Source organism: Enterobacter sp. fkY84-1 (assembly GCF_052974705.1).
In genome coordinates, this window is the sequence record NZ_CP169393.1 from 3,040,477 (window position 1) to 3,059,173 (window position 18,697).

The 18,697-nt window shown below is 46.4% G+C and carries 16 protein-coding genes; all 16 read right to left on the reverse strand.

The window, feature by feature from the left end:
- Positions 1–130: 130 nt before the first annotated feature.
- Positions 131–1,192 (reverse strand): acyltransferase, encoded by a 1,062-nt coding sequence (locus ACEPLT_RS14635; protein ID WP_032675159.1) that lies wholly within the window; start codon positions 1,190–1,192, stop codon positions 131–133.
- Positions 1,193–1,276: 84 nt separating this feature from the next.
- Complete coding sequence (locus ACEPLT_RS14640) at positions 1,277–2,704, reverse strand: phosphomannomutase (protein WP_032652646.1); 1,428 nt, start codon at positions 2,702–2,704, stop codon at positions 1,277–1,279.
- Positions 2,704–4,125, reverse strand: a complete 1,422-nt coding sequence (locus ACEPLT_RS14645) for a mannose-1-phosphate guanylyltransferase/mannose-6-phosphate isomerase (protein WP_032652648.1) — start codon at positions 4,123–4,125, stop codon at positions 2,704–2,706. Before ACEPLT_RS14645 ends, ACEPLT_RS14640 begins: the two co-directional genes overlap by 1 nt.
- Position 4,126: 1 nt before the next feature.
- A complete protein-coding gene (locus ACEPLT_RS14650) occupies positions 4,127–5,233 on the reverse strand; it encodes a glycosyltransferase (protein WP_032652650.1) in 1,107 nt (368 codons plus the stop codon).
- Between the two features lie 47 nt (positions 5,234–5,280).
- A complete protein-coding gene (locus tag ACEPLT_RS14655; protein WP_032652652.1) occupies positions 5,281–6,411 on the reverse strand; it encodes a glycosyltransferase family 4 protein in 1,131 nt (376 codons plus the stop codon).
- 3 nt (positions 6,412–6,414) lie between these two features.
- Positions 6,415–7,728: a hypothetical protein gene (locus tag ACEPLT_RS14660; RefSeq protein ID WP_086538317.1), complete on the reverse strand. Its 1,314-nt coding sequence runs from the start codon at positions 7,726–7,728 to the stop codon at positions 6,415–6,417.
- A 25-nt stretch (positions 7,729–7,753) separates the two neighbouring features.
- Entirely contained in the window at positions 7,754–8,569 is an 816-nt protein-coding gene (locus ACEPLT_RS14665; RefSeq protein ID WP_032652655.1) for a hypothetical protein, read from the reverse strand.
- A gap of 59 nt (positions 8,570–8,628) precedes the next feature.
- Positions 8,629–9,858 (reverse strand): flippase, encoded by a 1,230-nt coding sequence (locus tag ACEPLT_RS14670; RefSeq protein WP_277592208.1) that lies wholly within the window; start codon positions 9,856–9,858, stop codon positions 8,629–8,631.
- A 29-nt stretch (positions 9,859–9,887) separates the two neighbouring features.
- Positions 9,888–10,445: a dTDP-4-dehydrorhamnose 3,5-epimerase gene (gene rfbC / locus ACEPLT_RS14675; protein ID WP_032652659.1), complete on the reverse strand. Its 558-nt coding sequence runs from the start codon at positions 10,443–10,445 to the stop codon at positions 9,888–9,890.
- A gap of 3 nt (positions 10,446–10,448) precedes the next feature.
- Positions 10,449–11,327, reverse strand: a complete 879-nt coding sequence (rfbA, locus tag ACEPLT_RS14680) for a glucose-1-phosphate thymidylyltransferase RfbA (protein WP_032655542.1) — start codon at positions 11,325–11,327, stop codon at positions 10,449–10,451.
- Positions 11,328–11,377: 50 nt separating this feature from the next.
- Entirely contained in the window at positions 11,378–12,277 is a 900-nt protein-coding gene (gene rfbD / locus ACEPLT_RS14685) for a dTDP-4-dehydrorhamnose reductase (protein ID WP_032652661.1), read from the reverse strand.
- 2 nt (positions 12,278–12,279) lie between these two features.
- Positions 12,280–13,362 (reverse strand): dTDP-glucose 4,6-dehydratase, encoded by a 1,083-nt coding sequence (gene rfbB / locus ACEPLT_RS14690; protein WP_032652663.1) that lies wholly within the window; start codon positions 13,360–13,362, stop codon positions 12,280–12,282.
- Between the two features lie 354 nt (positions 13,363–13,716).
- Positions 13,717–14,613, reverse strand: coding sequence for a GalU regulator GalF (gene galF / locus ACEPLT_RS14695; protein ID WP_032652665.1), 897 nt, complete (start codon positions 14,611–14,613; stop codon positions 13,717–13,719).
- A 176-nt stretch (positions 14,614–14,789) separates the two neighbouring features.
- Complete coding sequence (gene wcaM, locus ACEPLT_RS14700) at positions 14,790–16,181, reverse strand: colanic acid biosynthesis protein WcaM (RefSeq protein WP_032675160.1); 1,392 nt, start codon at positions 16,179–16,181, stop codon at positions 14,790–14,792.
- 12 nt (positions 16,182–16,193) lie between these two features.
- Complete coding sequence (wcaL, locus tag ACEPLT_RS14705; RefSeq protein WP_008499432.1) at positions 16,194–17,414, reverse strand: colanic acid biosynthesis glycosyltransferase WcaL; 1,221 nt, start codon at positions 17,412–17,414, stop codon at positions 16,194–16,196.
- Complete coding sequence (gene wcaK, locus ACEPLT_RS14710; RefSeq protein WP_232928718.1) at positions 17,411–18,691, reverse strand: colanic acid biosynthesis pyruvyl transferase WcaK; 1,281 nt, start codon at positions 18,689–18,691, stop codon at positions 17,411–17,413. Before wcaK ends, wcaL begins: the two co-directional genes overlap by 4 nt.
- Positions 18,692–18,697: the final 6 nt, after the last annotated feature.

Sequence of the window (18,697 nt, forward strand, 5' to 3'; positions counted from 1 at the left end):
GGTCACTGCGAATCATAACGCAGATAAATGTTGTTATGATGTTAACCTATTTTATATACTTTTGAATAGCATCATCCAAGATTTATTTTATAATAGACATCATTGAACATGAGGATATTCATTTCATTTATTAAGTATTACTTAACTTCAATTTTCTGATCAATTTAAAAATAAATAGGTTATCGAAAATGAAGCAAAAAATTAACGCCAGTGTAAAAGCAACCACAGCCGTCAACACAGAATTTGCAATAACACTGCTCGTAGCCGTTTTCGTATAGCCGCTTACAAAATACATCATAAATACATGAGTCAAATAAATCCCATAGGTGTATTTCGATGCTTTCGCAACCCACGTCGTTAAAAAACTTTCGCGAAGCGTTTGGAAAATTATAAAGAATCCGCATACGCAAAGCACCATGTTAATGTCAATACCATAAGGTGCTTGATAAATACTCAACATGGAAAAATTGAACCAAGTCAAGAAAACAGTCAACACATAACCAATAGCGCAACACACGAATGCATATTTTCTATACTTATTGAGTTCCAAACCGTACAGAAGCCCACCTATTAGAAAATAAACGAACCAACCATCAGCAATAAAAGGAATAGAGATAATGTTAGCATTTGGGAAATAGCGATTAACATAGAGATGCAACCAGCTAACACCAAGCAAAAAAGCGATAGACTTGAGCCTTGAAGATGGCTCTATACGCTGAATAACATAACCAACAAAGGGAACCACGGCATAGGCACCCACTATCCAGTAGATAAACCAGAAGTGTAGCGAAACAAACATTGAACCATTAAAAGCTGGCCCGATAATAACCGCATGTAGAAAATCCGCCAGAGTGGTTATTGAAAAGAAACCTGACAGAGCATTAGCGGCTCGGCCAAAGTCATAATGCACCATGAAGTAATGAATATAAGCATAGAATAAAAACGGGATAACTATAGTAACAACTCTGTTGTAATAATACTTCTCCAAGCTAACTATTTTTTCGTTAAGGGCGAAATAACCGCTAATTAGAAAAAAAGAGATAAATCCTGCACGTGATACTGACTGTAGGATTAGTGCAGCCAAGTTCGTTCCCGAACCATTCGTATACTCCGGAGTTGAATGTATCAAAACCACCATAAATATAGCAAAGACTCTTAATACCTCAACCCCCGGAATTCTTTTTGCGATCATATTGATTAATATTCCTAAGCTAATAACTAACTGGGCAGCACAGAATGCTGCCCAACTTCTAAAGTAGAAAATATCTAACAGATATTAGATAGATAGTTTTTTTAGCTGATCGAGTATATTTTCAACCAATGCTACAGCGGAAAAAACACTGCAACTTTCAGCATAACAGCGTAGCTCAGGTGCATTGCCCGATGGGCGCAAATGTATTACAGAATCATCACTGAGAGTGAGTCGAAGACCATCCGTGGAATCGACGACTTTAATTCCGAGGTTAAAACCAAGAGAATGTACAAAGTCGAGCGGGTCATGTAAGGCTTTAGCGATGATTTCTTTGCTCAGCGCCGTAGCGAAGTTCTGGATGCGGTCTGAATGAGTAAAACGCTGTGGGAGATTGTGTAACAGATCCGACATAAGTACTTTCGCGGTAACGCTGCTGGCAAAAACCATCAGGAAAGGCAGAACGGCATCACGTGTCGGCAGTGCGGAAATCGTCGTATCACCAAATGTGATGTCGCTACCCAATAAAAAACCACCATTAGCTTCAAAGCCAGCGATGCGATCATAGTCTATGCTTAGCCCGGCAAAAGCGGCAATAACATAAGGTGAACCAATCTTTGTTAGCTCGATATGCTTAAACAAGCCGGATTTTGCTATTGCCGTATTACAACTAACCGGGATAGCGAGTGCGTCAATACCCAGCGCCTTAGCACATAGCAGACCCAGGATATCACCGCGCAGCCATTCCCCCTGCTCATCAGCCACAAGAGGGCGATCGCCATCGCCATCGGTTGAAAAGATAGCGTCGAGATTAAGCTCACTCGCCCATTCACGGGCTTTCTCTTTATCTTCCTCAGAAACAGCTTCGGTGTCGATTGGTACAAATTCATCGCTGCGGCCAATGCTGATAACTTCGGCCCCAAGCTGGGTAAATATTTTGGCATAAAGCTCTCGACCAGCGCTGGAGTGCTCATAAATACCTACTCGCTTTCCTGCCAGCGTATCAGCAGCAAACAGGGAGGTGTAACGCGCTATGTAGTTATCGGCGGCCAGCGACGACGTTGTCAATTCAAGTAATGGTAGTTCGAGGCTAAAAGCGGACTCGCACTGCAGAATACTGAGCTCATCGGCTTTGGTGATTTCACCATCTGGACGGTAAAATTTTAACCCGTTGCGATCGAAGGGGATATGGCTGCCGGTAACCATGATGGCTGGGACCCTATCCTGGAGTGATTGATTAGCCAACGCGGGCGTTGGGATCACTCCGTAATAAACCGCTCTTAACCCTTTAGCAATAATCGCCTGAGCGCAGGCCTTAGCCATAGCATAACTGCTCGGGCGATTATCAATAGCTAAAGCAACAGTATCAAAGGTAAAATCGCGCGCCATGACATCAATAAATGCGTGTGCAAATGCAGCACAGACTTCAGGTGTGAAATCGACAACCAGACCTCGTGCTCCGCTTGTTCCAAACGCAACATTACTGTTTTTAATCACAAGTTTGGAATTCAACATTATTTATTATCCTTAATGCGTCCATATTTATCATCGAATCGAACGATATCATCACTGCCAAGATAGGTCCCGGACTGGATTTCAATGACTTCTAACGGCACCTTCCCCGGGTTTTCCAGAGTATGGACGACCCCAACCGGAATAAACGTTGATTCATTTTCCGATACCAGGAAAACGTCATCACCCCGAGTTACCTTCGCTGTACCAGCAACGACCACCCAATGCTCTGCGCGATGGTAATGCATTTGTGTCGAGAGACGCTCACCCGGCTTAACGGTAATGCGTTTAACCTGATAGCGCCCCCCCTGATCAACGGAATCGTAACGCCCCCAAGGACGATACTCTTCGCGGTGTGAAATATGCTCGCTACGTTTTTCACGTTTAAGGACATCGACGACTTTTTTGATATTCTGTACTTGATCCTGCTTCGCAATCAGCAATGCGTCTTTAGTTTGAACAATCACAAGATCATCCGTCCCAATTGTGGCGACCAGCGAATTTTCAGCATAGACATAGTTATTGTTGCTATTGTGATAGATCACATCACCATGGGTCACATTACCATTGTCATCTTTGGTAGAAATATCCCACAGCGAACTCCAGGAACCAACATCGCACCATTGAGCATCCATTGGCACAACAACACTATGGCTAGTCTTTTCCATCACAGCATAATCAATTGATTCGTCCGGACAGGCGGCAAAAACCGAGTCTTCAAGCCGGATAAAATCAAGATCAGACGAGGCACCTGACATTGCCTTCTTACAGACACTGAGTATGTCCGGACGGAATTTTTCCAGTTCTGACAAATAGACACTTGCTTTGAACATGAACATTCCACTGTTCCAAAGATAGTGGCCGTCACATAGATAAGCTTCAGCAGTAGACTGATCAGGTTTCTCAACAAAAGCATCGACTTCAAAGACCGACTCGAGCACTTCCTTACCCTGTCGAATGTATCCATAGCCCGTTTCAGCATGCGTGGGAACAATGCCAAAGGTCACCATTTTTCCATCCACCGCTTGCCTCTGAGCCAAAGTAACACTACTGCAAAACGCATCAACGTTTTGAATAACATGATCGGCGGCAAGCACCAGCATAATAGGATCATCGCCATCTCTTAACGCATGGAGTGCGGCCAGAGCAATAGCCGGTGCAGTGTTGCGCCCCATGGGTTCAAGAATAATATCAAAGTCAACAATTCCTGCCTGGCGCAATTGTTCAGCGACGATAAATCGGTGCTCGTTATTGCTGATAATAAGAGGCGTGGTGCAATCGAGGTTTTCGAGTCGCAAGAGTGTACCCTGCAACAATGAAGCATCATCAACTAATGACAAAAATTGTTTTGGATACAGGGAGCGTGAAAGCGGCCAGAGACGTGTTCCTGAACCTCCAGCCATAACAACAGGCAATATTTTCATATTATGCTCCCTCTACGACCTTGATGAAATAATTAACCATTTTTGACCTAGTATAATGCTGTGTAAAATACTCATGAACTTGGTTTCTATTAATTGGATGCTCACGCAAATAATTAAAACTACTAGCTAACGCATGTGCATTCTTCACCGGGACCACCAGGCCAGTCAGACCATGTTTATTGACCCATGCGACACCAGAGCCTTTAATATCGGTTGAGATTACTGGTGTACCACAAGCCATCGCTTCAAGTTGCACGACACCGTAAGCTTCGGAGCGTTCAACAGATGGCAGACAGAACACATCAGCTGCGCTAAAGTATGCTGGCAGTTCATGAGCGGAGATCCGCCCCAGCAACTTAACGACATCTTCAAGGTTATGCTCTTTAATTTTCGCTTTCAATTCAGGGGTTAACTCGCCCTGTCCACCCAGCAAGATAATGTAGTTTTCGTCCATTAGTCTAGCCGCTTCAATAAGATACTCAAAACCTTTGTAGTAGACGTGTCGACCCAAAGAGAAGATCACAAATTTGCCGGCATAGCGCTGTTTAATCTGTTCGACAGCGTCAGGTGAAGCGACCATTTTATCTTCGTCAATACCGATCGGAATAACTTCTACTTTATAAAGGTATTTTGTGAGATCTTCTGAAGCGTCGGCATAAACTTGGCTGGTTGCGATGATTTTATTACAGCGAGCAAGCAAATCGTTTTGCAAAGGGATAAAAGGAATTTTCAAATATTTTTGTTTTACTATATCGCTGTGCCAGTGGACGATAATTTTACATTCTTTATGGGGTTTAAATAAGAAAAAAGCGAGAAGAGCAAGTGGATTCGGTAAGTGAACATGTATAACATCATAGTTATTTCTAATTTTCCTCCAGACTTTAATAAATTCGAAGGATAAATAAGTACTTGCCAAATGGGCAATACTGGCACAGCGATAAACCTTAACGCTATCGATAACTTCTTCAGAAGACTGATTTTTTTCCGAAACGCATAATACATCAACGTCGTAACCTTCTTGTTTTAATACCGTTGATATATCGTACACAACCGTCTCAATCCCACCCCAGAAGGGGGGATATAACTTACTTACCTCGAGAATTCGCACCTTAACCTCTTTATAAAAAATAAAACCTTTTTCTTATTAAGGATTTATTATTGAAATATCTTTTTAAAATACTCTGCGCATGCACTATCAGAGTAATATTGAAGGAAAAGCTTCCTTGTTGTAGATGCTGTAGTTTGCATGTTTCTTAATTTTTTAATTGCGACCTTATATTCGGATAAGCTGTTACAGCTGATGATATCTGGACTCTCGAGTGACTGTTCATAGCCAATCAAGGTGAAAGATGATGCGATAACCTTTTTATTATATTTAAGCGCCTCAGCAACTTTTACTTTCATACCTCCCCCAATGGAGATCGGGGATAAAATCACATCAACACTCTGATAAAAATCCGCTAACGACTCAACGTAACCGTAAGTTTTAAGGTTAGGCTTATCAAGCTTTGTAGCATACGCTTCAAATCCGTTTCCAGCGATCACAAACTGTATTTGTCTATCGTCAATAAATGCAGGTGCGATATGCTGAGAGATATATTGTGCGGCCTCGGTATTAGCATAGAACGCAGTTCCGATAAAACCAACGGTAAACACCCTCGACTGTGTGGCTTCAGAACCATACAGCACCGCATCGGCAATTTGTTCATCTACAATGCAGACGGGTACGCAAAAGTCTGCTTTTCTTTTGTAAAGACGAAAGAGACGATCCGAGTCCGCCTCATGCAGCGTAATCAATAGATCACTATATTTGACTGCTTTTTTTTCAGCGGATACGGTTGAGAATAGCGACGGTAGAAACTGAATTTTGCCGCTCTTAAGGCGATCTTTTTCGAAATCCACTTCCGCATTGTGGAAAAAGGTTAAAATCTTGATAGTTGGGTACGCGCTCTTACACCATTCGGCCACGCTACCCAGCAGGCTTGAATCAAGATATAACGTAGTTGGCTGATACTCATGAATAATTCCTTTAATTCTGCTGAAAATTTCAGCATTGAGCCTACCAGCGTAGCCGCGTAAATTGTTGAGAGCCGTCTGTATTTTTGAATTCTTCGCCAGCATTTCCCATTCGTAAGCACCCTCCTCTTTCCTGACGATCGCGATCTCTTTAATCTCTAGACGTTCGTTGGTTTTCAGAGCTTTTAAATTTGCTCGAGATACAATGCTTCCGCCATAATTAGACTTTTCCAGAGACATTGAGATATACAGTAATTTTTCTTTGATCATTATTTACCGTCTATGAATTTGTTTTAGATAATTTACGACAATAAAAGGCAATAGAAACGCATATAAAACCTCTATATTAACAGCGAACAAAATTGATAGCAGCGAGTACCAAAGCGTTATCCGCAGCAATATTTTTTGGTAGTAACCTGCATTAGTCTCCTGAACGTCCCGAAAAGCATTTCTAAAAACAATAAAGTAGAAAATGACAGCCATAAAGCCGCTATGAATAACTGAAAAGAGAATACCTGATTTTGCCGAAAGATAATTACCTGTATCGATCATATCATTAATTTCGGACAGATTAAGCGAAAACGGAGCCAGATTATTGCCTATGCTGATCGCTGCCTCTAGTGGGTGCACGAACCATGCAGTGTAGGTACCATACCCCTCACCAAGGGGATAGTAGAATAAACTACAGACGGCCCATAGCGAGGTGATCAGCCGTGTGCTAACGCTGGTGAAATTTTGAATATCAACCATCAACGCAGGAAGCACTGTATGAATAATAGTATAAATGACTATCCCTGCAATCGGTATGAGTGCAAACAGTGATTTTAATTTCTGAATTAACGTCATGTTGAAATAGAATACCAGCAGTCCGCCAAACATGATCAGCACCAATGAGGACTTTGAGCCAATCAACATGTTACCCGCTAGCAGCGCCCCCCAAAGAATGAGTCTGACCAGGTTAACTTTGCTGAGGGTAATCGCCAGCAGTAAAAATATATTAAACGTAAAAGCGGCTATTGACGGTTCGGGCGAGAGCAACCGCTGTCGCGATCCCACACCATAGCCTTCCATGCTAAGGTGGAACGGTGCAAGCACATCAGGCGCAACGAATTCTATAACAATAATCAATGTCATAATAAACGCGATTAAAATAACCGTTTTGCTCAAAAACGTTCCGCTTACGGAGCGTAGAACATAGCCTGCACAATAAACAGTCAAAAAATAGAAAAAATAATAAGAAGAGGCAAAGATATGCTTACTGAGTACAGACACTCCGTAAGAATTTAATATAGTCCCTTCAACGATATAGTACCAGACACACTGGATAAGCGAGATGCAAAACGTCAGCAAAAAATAGAACATAAAAAGTCGGCTGTACTTATCTAAGTACAGACGAAATTTATTTTGAATAAGAAATAGTATAAAGATAACCGCTGACGCTGCCCACATTGGACTAGCACCCAGCATGCCTAAAAACGCCTGCACCGGTAAATCGTTCAGGGTCATCGACAGGAGAATTATCATTAAGCACATTGATGCAAATACATACTTTCCTCTACCCGGAGCGCTTATTTCAATTCCATTCATATTGGTATTCATGAATTAATGCCATTTATACTAATTTATGGCGCTTGCAAAAAGTGTAGAGCCTGTTGCGCAGCGAGTTATAAATTCTGTTTAGTTTACCCTGATAGATATCGTTTACAGTGAGACCATTTATCAGTGCCTTATGGCTCAACAGCTTTTCATTTATAATGGCTTTGAGCTTAAATAGTAGAATTGCTGGAGAGCTTTTACCCGCATTGTACCAACCATTTCTGTTTATAGGGAAAAGCCAATGGCTAAGATGCTGATTGAGATTTTCCGAGAAGAAAGACACATTAACCCTACGCTGTTTAAGACCGTCGTTGATCTGTACAAATTCTTGATCATCTATTGTCTGTACATTATTTAAAGGCATAAGCTTATCGATATTTTCTCTTCGACTCAGAAATACGTAGGAAGAGATCCATGCGGTTAACGGCAACTGATTGATGGTAAATGCTGTTCTGGTACTGTTTAACTCGCCATAGAAACCATTCACGGTACAGTGTGCAACCGCCTTGCGGTAGAGCATTCTATCATAGAAGGTAAAGAAGCGATGGTGACAGAAAGTATCATTCATAAACAAAATGATATCATCATTGTCTATTGTTCCATCACCCGTAAGAAGAGTGTAGCCTTCATCCCATGCAGAGAATTCTCCGGCTACATTGCTGCCCTTGAGCCACTGTACATTCGCTGCAGGCTCATTTTCAGGGATCAGCTTACCACTATTATCTACAAATAAAATATGAAAATGCTCATTAGCAAAAATAGAGAAGATCTCTTTTCTCACTTTTTCATAATAGTGGGGGTAATAAAGAGCAACAATAATATTAACTTTCATAGTTATATTTTATCTGTAAATAAATCCAGCGGCAGCATTGCCAGTTTTTACGTTTAGAATTAAATTGTGCACAGTTGTCGTTTCAGCAAGCTTTGGCTAATAATCGTCAGAATTAACCAGTCCACGATGACCCTAATACTCCAGGCAAATGCAACACCAATCAGCCCATAATGCTGTACAAAAAAATAGAGCATTACAAAGTAGGGTATAATCTCAACACAGTGGAGCAAAGCAGTAATTTTAGCTTTACCTGCAGACTGGATTGCCGTAAAGGGAACCTGAGCAAGCGCGTTAAACAAGAAACCTACCAGTAAGATAATCAAAATATTCTTTGAATGTGCCGCGTAGCTTGTGCCTAACCACAGATGTAAAATGTTTTCTGCAAATACTATTCCGATAATCACTACCGGCGCGCAGACGGCAAACATCAGTAGCCAGGAGACTGTCATATTCCTTTTTAATTCATCTTTATGTCCCGCGCAGCTTAATTTTGGGAAGATTGCCCTGCCTACTGCGGCAGGCAAGATCCCCAAACGGGCAATGGCTTCCGAAGGTCCAGAGTAGTAAGCAACATGCCTGGCGCCCAACATATTTGAAATGATAAAACGATCAAAATAGACCATCGCTGGACTGATAATGTTACTGACCGTGATCCAGCCGCCAAAAAAAATTAGCCGTTTAAAAGTGACGAGGTCGAGGCGCATTCCTGACTGAACTATTTCGTTACGTACCAGCAGAAAGGCTATCAGCAACGAAATGATGCGAGAAATAAGCAGCCCTGCTATCGCTGAGAGAAGCGTTCCATCAAAGATGACAAATAGCGCAGGCATTCCAGCAATGAATGTGCTGCTAAATGACTTTTGAATATTAACTGCTTTAAACTTTTCATCGCCCTCAAGAATGGCTATCCATAGCTGATTCAGTAAAAATATCGGGATTGTCAGTGCCAGTAACTTAAAGGAGTTGTTGATATCGACAAAATCAGCAGCTGTTATGTTGAGAAAATGCACTATAGAAGCAGAGAAGATCAGTACCAGACATCCTCCTAGCGTACTTAGCGCCAATAGGAATACGGTAGCGCTGGCAATGATTTTTTTCCGTTCAGCGCTGTTATTTCGATAAATAGCAATTTCCCGGGTAATTGCGCGAGTCAATCCCATATCGAAAATGCCTGCATATCCTACCACCGCGATTGCGATGGTGTAGATACCAAAAAGTTCAGGCCCTAGTTTGTGTGCCATATAGCCCAGAGCGGGTATAGCGACAAGCGACGGGATTACGTATCCCACCAAGTTCCAGATGCTATTCTTAATTATGCTCATATAAAAAGCTCATTCACCGGAATAGAATTCAGCTGTGGAGCGGCTTCGTCCTTGGGCGAGAGCTTGAGATTGACATTAAACGGCCACTGAATGTTGAGTTGCGGATCGTTGTAGCTTACGGCGCGCTCCAACTGCGGCTGGTAATAGTCCGTGGTCTTGTAGACAAACTCCGCCGTCTCGCTCAGCACCAGAAAACCGTGTGCAAAACCTTCTGGGATCCAGAGCTGGCGTTTGTTTTCAGCAGAGAGATTTACTCCTATCCACTGACCGAAGGTTGTTGACGATTTACGGATATCTACTGCAATATCAAAGACTTCGCCTATAATACAACGAACCAGTTTACCCTGCGCGTGCGGAGCCAACTGATAGTGCAGTCCGCGTAGAACCCCTTTACTGGATTTCGAATGATTATCCTGGACAAACTCTACCTGGCGGCCTACTGTCTCTTCAAAAACACGATGGTTAAAACTTTCGTAAAAGAAGCCACGATCGTCGCCAAATACCTTCGGTTCAAAAATCAGCACGTCAGGAATAGCGGTTTTAATCACGTTCATTGCTTAGTAACCTTTAATCATTTTTAGCAGGTACTGACCATAAGCATTTTTAGCGAGCGGTGCCGCCAGTTTTTTAACCTGATCAGAATTAATAAAGCCTTTACGGAAAGCGATCTCTTCCGGACAGGATACCTTGAGTCCCTGACGTTCTTCTATTGTCGAGATAAAGTTACTTGCTTCGATCAGACTTTGATGAGTTCCTGTATCAAGCCACGCATACCCACGCCCCATCATCGCAACAGACAGGCGCCCTTGCTCCAGGTAAATACGATTAATATCGGTAATTTCCAGCTCACCACGTGCTGATGGCTTCAGGCTTTTCGCTATTTCTACTACATCATTATCATAGAAGTAGAGTCCGGTAACGGCATAGTTACTCTTAGGCTCTAAAGGTTTTTCTTCCAGACTAATTGCGGTGCCGCTCTTATCAAACTCCACCACGCCATAGCGCTCAGGATCGTTAACATGATAGGCAAAGACTGTAGCACCTTCGTCTTTATTTACTGCGGCTTCAAGTTGCTTCGGCAGGTCATGTCCGTAGAAGATATTGTCACCCAATACCAAAGCGCAACTGTCTTCGCCGATAAACTCTTCACCGATGATAAACGCCTGCGCCAAGCCATCTGGACTAGGCTGTACTTTATATTGTAGATTCAGCCCCCACTGGCTGCCATCCCCAAGCAATTGTTCAAAACGTGGTGTATCTTGTGGAGTGCTGATAATAAGAATATCTTTTATCCCTGCCAGCATGAGTGTTGAGAGTGGATAATAAATCATTGGTTTGTCATAAATAGGCAGTAATTGTTTACTCACCGCCATGGTCACAGGGTACAGACGAGTGCCAGAACCACCGGCAAGAATAATACCTTTACGCGTAGCCATCATTTTTTCTCTATAAAAAACCAAATGCCCATATAAGAGCATTTATCTCATTAAATTGATTGTGCCGAAAAAAGCTCGGTAAGCATCCGTTTTACGCCAATATCCCAGGAAGGAAGTACAAGACCAAAATTCGTCTGAAACTTCTCTGTGTTCAAGCGTGAATTATGCGGTCGACGTGCAGGAGTTGGATAAGCCGACGTTGGAACAGCATTAAGCTTTTCAATAGCCAACTCAATATCTGCTTTTCTGGCCTCATCAAAGACCAGTGCCGCATAATCATACCAGGTTGTCGTATTTGACGCGACCAGATGGTAGAGGCCAGCAACTTCAGGCTTTATCATTGCGACACGAATAGCATGCGCTGTGCAGTCTGCTAACAACTCAGCGCCGGTTGGGGCACCAACTTGATCGTTGATTACGGAGAGTTCCTGACGCTCTTTTGCGAGCTTCAACATCGTTTTAGCAAAATTATTGCCCTTCCCAGCATATACCCAACTGGTACGGAAAATAAGATGCTTAGGACAATGCGCCTGCAATGCCTTTTCACCTTCAAGCTTTGTCTCACCGTACACATTCAGCGGAGCAGTCAAGTCTGTTTCATGCCAAGGCTTTTCACCGTCACCGGGGAATACATAGTCAGTTGAGTAATGAACAACCCATGCGTCTATTTTGGCGGCTTCTTTGGCTATTGCTTCAACGCTAGTTGCGTTGAGCAGTCTGGCAAAATCTGGCTCTGACTCAGCCTTATCAACGGCCGTATGCGCTGCGGCATTAACGATAACGTCAGGTTTAATTGTACGAACCGTTTCCGCGATTCCTTCAGGGTTGCTAAAGTCTCCGCAATACTCCTTAGAATGCACATCGACCGCTATCAAGTTACCCAGTGGAGCAAGCGCACGCTGGAGTTCCCACCCCACCTGCCCTGTTTTACCGAACAGAAGAATATTCATTATTAACGTTCCCCGTAGTTCTGCTCGATCCAACTTTTATAAGCACCACTTTTCACGTTGTTAACCCAATTCTGATTGCTCAAATACCATTCCACCGTTTTACGAATGCCGCTTTCGAATGTCTCTTCAGGCTTCCAGCCCAGTTCAACGCCAATTTTATGCGCATCAATCGCATAGCGACGGTCATGACCTGGACGGTCAGCCACATACGTAATCTGATCGCGATAAGACCCCTCTTTTGGCACAATCTCATCCAGCAGATCGCAAATCGTATGGACCACATCCAGGTTCTGCTTCTCGTTATGGCCACCTATATTGTACGTTTCACCCGGTTCACCCTGAGTGACAACGGTATAGAGTGCGCGAGCATGATCTTCTACATAAAGCCAGTCACGAATCTGGTCACCCTTGCCGTAAATAGGCAGAGCTTTACCGTCCAGTGCATTCAGAATAACCAGCGGGATCAGTTTTTCCGGGAAATGGTACGGTCCGTAGTTATTAGAACAGTTAGTGACAATAGTCGGGAAACCGTAGGTACGCAGCCAGGCACGAACCAGATGATCGCTGGAGGCTTTTGATGCTGAATACGGACTGCTGGGCGCATAAGCCGTGGTCTCAGTAAAGAGTGGCAGCTCAGTTGACGCAGGGTGCTCATCCGGATGCGGTAAATCACCATACACTTCGTCGGTAGAGATGTGATGGAAACGAAACGCTTTCTTCGCCTGCTCATCCAACGTTGACCAGTACGCACGAGCGGCTTCCAGCAGCACATAAGTGCCGACGATATTGGTTTCGATAAACGCTGCCGGTCCGGTAATGGAACGATCGACGTGACTTTCAGCGGCCAGGTGCATCACCGCATCAGGCTTATGCTTTGCGAACATGCGATCCATGGCGTCTTTATCGCAAATATCCGCATGCTCAAAAACATAGCGGTCGCTATCGCTGACTTCACTAAGCGACTCAAGGTTGCCGGCATAGGTCAGCTTGTCCACGTTGACGACGTCGTCCTGGGTATTTTTAATAATATGTCGTACAACCGCTGAGCCGATAAAGCCGGCCCCGCCCGTCACAAGAATTTTCACGTTAACTGTTCCGTCTAGTGTATATGTCTGGATACTGGCGCTCTGAAAACTGAGAATTTATAACCAGTTTCAGAAAATGAGCACGCTACCGCCCCTGGCTTAACAGCTACCAGTGCACTGAGCGATGTTTGATTAAATGATTTTTCTTGTCTGGATACAGACAAAAAACTGGCGTTAATTGTCGTCCTAAACGACCTCAGAAACAAGCACAAATCGCTACAAAGCGGTCCAGATTTAAATCAGATAACTCTATGTAATCCTTTAATTTATAACAAAAAACGGCAGTCATCATTTTGGTTAGAGATCAACACACCAAAATAATGACTGCCGTTTGTTCAGGTCGAGACTGAAATATCAGTCGTTAGCCAGCAATTTCTCAATCCTGTTTCTGAACTTCGCCCCTTCCTTCAGGTTGCGCAGCCCATAGTTCACGAACGCCTGCATATAGCCCATTTTCTTACCGCAGTCATAGCTCTCGCCGGTCATGAGCATCGCGTCAACAGACTGCTTCTTCGCCAGCTCGGCAATCGCATCGGTGAGCTGGATACGATCCCAGGCGCCTGGCTCGGTTTTTTCCAGTTCCGCCCAGATATCGGCATTCAGAACATAACGACCCACTGCCATCAGGTCCGAATCCAGCGTCTGCGGCTGATCCGGTTTTTCGATGAACTCCACGATGCGGCTCACCTGCCCTTCCGTCTCCAGCGCTTCTTTGGTCTGAATTACGGAGTACTCGGAGAGGTCGCCTTTCATGCGCTTCGCCAGCACCTGGCTACGGCCCGTTTCGTTGAAACGTGCCACCATTGCTGCCAGGTTGTAACGCAGCGGATCGGCAGACGCGTTATCAATAATGATATCCGGCAGCACAACGATGAACGGGTTATCCCCCACCACCGGACGGGCACAAAGAATAGAGTGTCCCAGACCCAGCGGCTGCGCCTGACGCACGTTCATGATGGTCACGCCCGGCGGACAAATAGACTGCACTTCCGCCAGCAGCTGACGCTTAACGCGCTGCTCAAGCAACGCTTCGAGTTCGTAAGAGGTGTCGAAGTGGTTTTCTACCGCATTCTTGGATGAGTGCGTAACCAGGACGATTTCTTTGATCCCTGCAGCAACAATCTCGTCGACAATGTACTGAATCATTGGCTTATCGACGATCGGCAGCATCTCTTTAGGAATGGCTTTTGTGGCGGGCAGCATATGCATGCCCAGGCCTGCTACCGGAATGACTGCTTTCAAATTAATCATTATTTCTTCCACCTTAAAATGGTTGACGAATTATAGCTCTTAAACCTGTTTTCGCCAGCATGATTTGCCGTAATCCTTAAGCAATGTTACGCCTTAGCATCACATATTTCTGTAGTTGTAATCTGATTCGATCGCGCTTATATGCCAGGAATCGTCTTAAAACAGATTATTGTCGATTATCTGTGCGGCAGCGCAAAGTTCAGTCTTTCCACATTCACCACCTGCTGGTCGACCCGGTCAATATCCACCGAGCTTTGCCCCTTCTCGTTCACAGCTTTGATGTTCGCCAGCGAAAGCAGCGTCTCGTCTTTCGCCATAAATTTACCTCTTACATCTTTGCGCAGATCGAAGTTGATCTTCAGGGCAGGACCCACGGCAGCTTCCTGCATCACATTGATATTACGTAAGAAAAGGTGCTGAGGCTTGTTGTGCAGTTCCAGCGTTGCGCGCTGCATTTCCACATTGGTAATCGCCACAAACGACGTCGCATTACCGGATGAAATCTGAATTCCGCGCAATTTATAGGCGAGCTGGCGGTTATCGAGATGAATATTATTGAGCTTGAAGTTCTGCGGGATGGACAAATAATCGCCTTTTATGACCCCATAGCCGATTAACATTCCCGCGCTGTTGACCATGTCGACATTATCAATAATGAAATTATCACAGCCATAAATCGCCACCGTGGCGTTGTCTATTCCCGCCTTTTTACTGAAGTCTGGGGTGATATTTTTGGCCTTAATATTGCGGATAACAAAGTGCTTCCCGTTTTCCACATGCACCAGCTGACGACAGTTGCTGCCGGTGATGTTGGCCACCACGAAGTTCTTAACGGTTTGCTTTTCCGGGTAGTCGTTGTCGTAGGTGCTCCCGGCAAGGCCAATGCCGATGCCCCAGTTGATCTTGCCGTTAGTGCAGTTGATGTTGTCGATGACATGGTCGGAAATCAGGATATTGCGATCGTTGATGGCGACGTTCCATTCGATCGCATCGCCCTGCAGATGGCTAAATTTGCTGTTGGTGATGCGGGCGCCGTCCACCTGGTTATGGAACCCCTGGCGCAGGATGGCGTAGTTGGCCTGACTCACGCTGATGTTATCAATCACCAGATTGCGCATCACGCTCGGTTTCTTACCGCCGATGTAGATTTGCGTCACAGGGCCAAAACCGCTCATGGCCAGCCCTTTGATGACGCAGTTGGAGCCGCGAACGTCGAGCGTAATGTTCTCCGTGCGGCCAGCGCCTTCGCCTACCACTTTGCTGCCTTCCTGCAGAACAAAGCGGCCGCGGCCATTGCCGGTTAACGCCCCGCGGATCAGCAGCGTTTTACCGTCGGGAATGAAAATACCCGTGTTGATGTTTTCACAGGTCAGCCCGGCAGGGACAACGACCGTGTCCCCGTCATTAAACGCCTGCTTAAAGGCCGCGATCCAGTCGTTGTTATTGTACTGTTTAACAGAGACCGTTCTTCCACTCGCCGCCTGCGCAATGCGGGACGACAGCAGCGGCGTAGCTGCCAGAACGGACAGAGACGAGACAAAGGTGCGTCGGGTAATCTTTTTCAGCATACATCCTCGGCGTTACAACGTTTGCAGCAGGCTGGCTAACTGACGGTTAATCACCTGCTGGTTAAAATCGGCTTCAACTTTTTGTCGGGCATTATGGAGCACGGGCTCCAGCGCCTGCTGGTCGATATCGCTGAAGGCAGCTAAGCGATCGGCGAGCGCCATGGCGTTATTCTCCGGCACCAGCCAGCCGGAATGGTCAGACTTAATCAGCTCCGGGATCCCGCTGTGAATGGTCGAGACCACAGGTATCCCGACGGCCATCGCCTCCATCAGCGCCACCGGAATGCCCTCCATATCGCCATCGGCTCCCGTTACGGAAGGCAGCAGGAACACATCTGCCTCATCGAGCATCGCCTTGACCTCGTGGCTCGGCTTGAAGCCCGGCATCTCTACGACATCTTCCAGCTGATACTGTTCGATCAGCGTGCGCAGACGACGCTCCCACGGCCCAATCCCGAGAATGCGGTAGTGGAAATCCACCCCGCGCGCTTTCAGCTGGCGGCAGGCTTCAATCGCCACATGCAGGCCTTTCTTCTCGGTCAGACGCGCGACGGAGATGATCTGCAGCGGCTTGCCCGGCACCTTCACCGGACGGCGGGTAAAGCGCGTTAAATCCACGCCCATGCGCGACACGGCAATTTTCTCTCCCGGGCAGCCCATGCTTTTCAGGCGTCCGGCCCACAGTTCGCTGATGGGCAGCATCATGTCGCCGCGGCGGAAAAGCTGCTGGTACTCCGGCGTATAATGGTTCAGCACTTCACGGCTGGAGATGTCGATACCGTGGAAAATGGTCGCAATTTTACCGTCAATCACGCCCAGTTCGCGTAACTTCGCGGCGGTCACGCCTGCCGGGCCAAAGTGGGCGATAAACACGTCAGCACGATACGGCTGCGCCGTTTGCCCGCAGATGGCCGAGAGAATTAAATTGCGTGATTCCGACCCATAGCGGGAAACATTCAACGCCCGCCACGTCGACGCGCGATGGATCCCACGTAAGGTCTGGCTGGCGCGGTGGCGCAGCTTGCTCAGCTTCCCGGACGGCTCGTCCTGCAGCCAGCGGGTTTTTGCCTCCAGCCCATACTGGGTATACGCCGCGTGGGTGTTTTGGGTATCGCCCTTTTGCAGGGCGATAATCTCCACGTCATATCCCATATCGATAAACGCGGTGATTTGATTCAGAACAAAGGTCTCAGACGACAGCGGAAATTTCAGTAAGAAGAAACCAACCTTCATTTCCCCTCCCGCACGCGGTCAAGTACCGATTTCACCATCCCAATGCCCTTCTCGCGCTCGGCTTTCACCGCCACCGCCAGACGTTCATTGATCGCAGGCAGTTGGCCGAGCGTGTCGCCCACCATGGCGCCGAGCGATCCGTCCAGCAGATGACGGATATCCACCGCCATTTCCGGCATACCGAGCTGCTGCATAATGCCCGCGGACTTGTGCTCGTAGTTAATAGCGATGGCCGGCGTGCCAAAGTTCATGGAGATAATGGCCGAGTGCAGTCGGGTGCCCACGGTCAGGTCGCATGCGGAGAGCAGTTTGCCCATCTCCAGGTCGTTCAGCTCGTCCATCACCACGTGATAGCGGGACGGATCGTTCACCAGGTTGCGCAGGTTGAGAGCCACCATGCGGTCATCTTTGTTGTAGCTGTCGATACCGGTACAGGTGGACAGCGCCAGCACCTGGTACCCGCTGTCCAGCACGCGGTTCACTACGTCGGCGAACGCTTGCTCATACGCCGCCTGCGTCGTGCCTAAACGTTTATCGAATGGCGCCAGCTCGCGCAGGGTGATCGCGACGGTTTTCTGTTTCGCCGTAACGCCGAGCCAGTGCTGCACCGCGTAGCTCGGCTGGAAGCTGTCGTCCTGGTGATCCACCAGCCAGGCGGTATCCACGCCGTGCTCAACTTTCGACGTGTCAATCTCGCTGCGCTTCATCATGTCAAGGCTGACCGACTCGCGCAGGATCAGGGCATCGCAGTGGCCAAACACATAGTTCGCCAGCTGGTTAAACTGCGGATTCTGGAAAGGCCCGACGCTGTGGCCGATCATAAACAGCGGCTTTTTCGCCATGAACGTACAAAGCGCATGCTCAAACTGCGGCACGCCGTAGAGATCGACGAAGAACGAACCGCCGACCTGAATAATGGCGTCATAGCCGGAGAGCAGACGGACAAAATCCGTAAAGCCCTGGGCAATGGCGATATTGCGCAGCTTGCCGGTATCGGTCACCCGGGAAAGCAGCACCTGATGCTGGTAGCGACGACGCAGCACTTTTTTCACGCGCCCCATTACGCCCGCGGCGTTGTTGTGCTGTTTCATCTGGCTGTAAAGCGGGTCGCCCATTACCGGGCGGTTCAGTAACCAGGATGAGCTGACTGGATAACGGCTCATCACGTCCACTTCGGTCTCAGGCTTAAGGGTGTTAATTGCATCCAGTAAACCGCGCAGGATGGCGCTGTCGCCACGGTTGCCGCAGGTATGGTTGCCAAGAATTAATAATTTCATAATGGC

Coding starts and splice junctions, on each gene's coding strand:
- ACEPLT_RS14635 (WP_032675159.1), bottom strand. CDS start 1,192: ATGATCGCAAAAAGAATTCCGGGGGTTGAGGTATTAAGAGTCTTTGCT.
- ACEPLT_RS14640 (WP_032652646.1), bottom strand. CDS start 2,704: ATGTTGAATTCCAAACTTGTGATTAAAAACAGTAATGTTGCGTTTGGA.
- ACEPLT_RS14645 (WP_032652648.1), bottom strand. CDS start 4,125: ATGAAAATATTGCCTGTTGTTATGGCTGGAGGTTCAGGAACACGTCTC.
- ACEPLT_RS14655 (WP_032652652.1), bottom strand. CDS start 6,411: ATGATCAAAGAAAAATTACTGTATATCTCAATGTCTCTGGAAAAGTCT.
- ACEPLT_RS14660 (WP_086538317.1), bottom strand. CDS start 7,728: ATGAATGGAATTGAAATAAGCGCTCCGGGTAGAGGAAAGTATGTATTT.
- ACEPLT_RS14665 (WP_032652655.1), bottom strand. CDS start 8,569: ATGAAAGTTAATATTATTGTTGCTCTTTATTACCCCCACTATTATGAA.
- rfbC (WP_032652659.1), bottom strand. CDS start 10,445: ATGAACGTGATTAAAACCGCTATTCCTGACGTGCTGATTTTTGAACCG.
- rfbA (WP_032655542.1), bottom strand. CDS start 11,327: ATGGCTACGCGTAAAGGTATTATTCTTGCCGGTGGTTCTGGCACTCGT.
- rfbD (WP_032652661.1), bottom strand. CDS start 12,277: ATGAATATTCTTCTGTTCGGTAAAACAGGGCAGGTGGGGTGGGAACTC.
- galF (WP_032652665.1), bottom strand. CDS start 14,613: ATGATTAATTTGAAAGCAGTCATTCCGGTAGCAGGCCTGGGCATGCAT.
- wcaM (WP_032675160.1), bottom strand. CDS start 16,181: ATGCTGAAAAAGATTACCCGACGCACCTTTGTCTCGTCTCTGTCCGTT.
- wcaL (WP_008499432.1), bottom strand. CDS start 17,414: ATGAAGGTTGGTTTCTTCTTACTGAAATTTCCGCTGTCGTCTGAGACC.
- wcaK (WP_232928718.1), bottom strand. CDS start 18,691: ATGAAATTATTAATTCTTGGCAACCATACCTGCGGCAACCGTGGCGAC.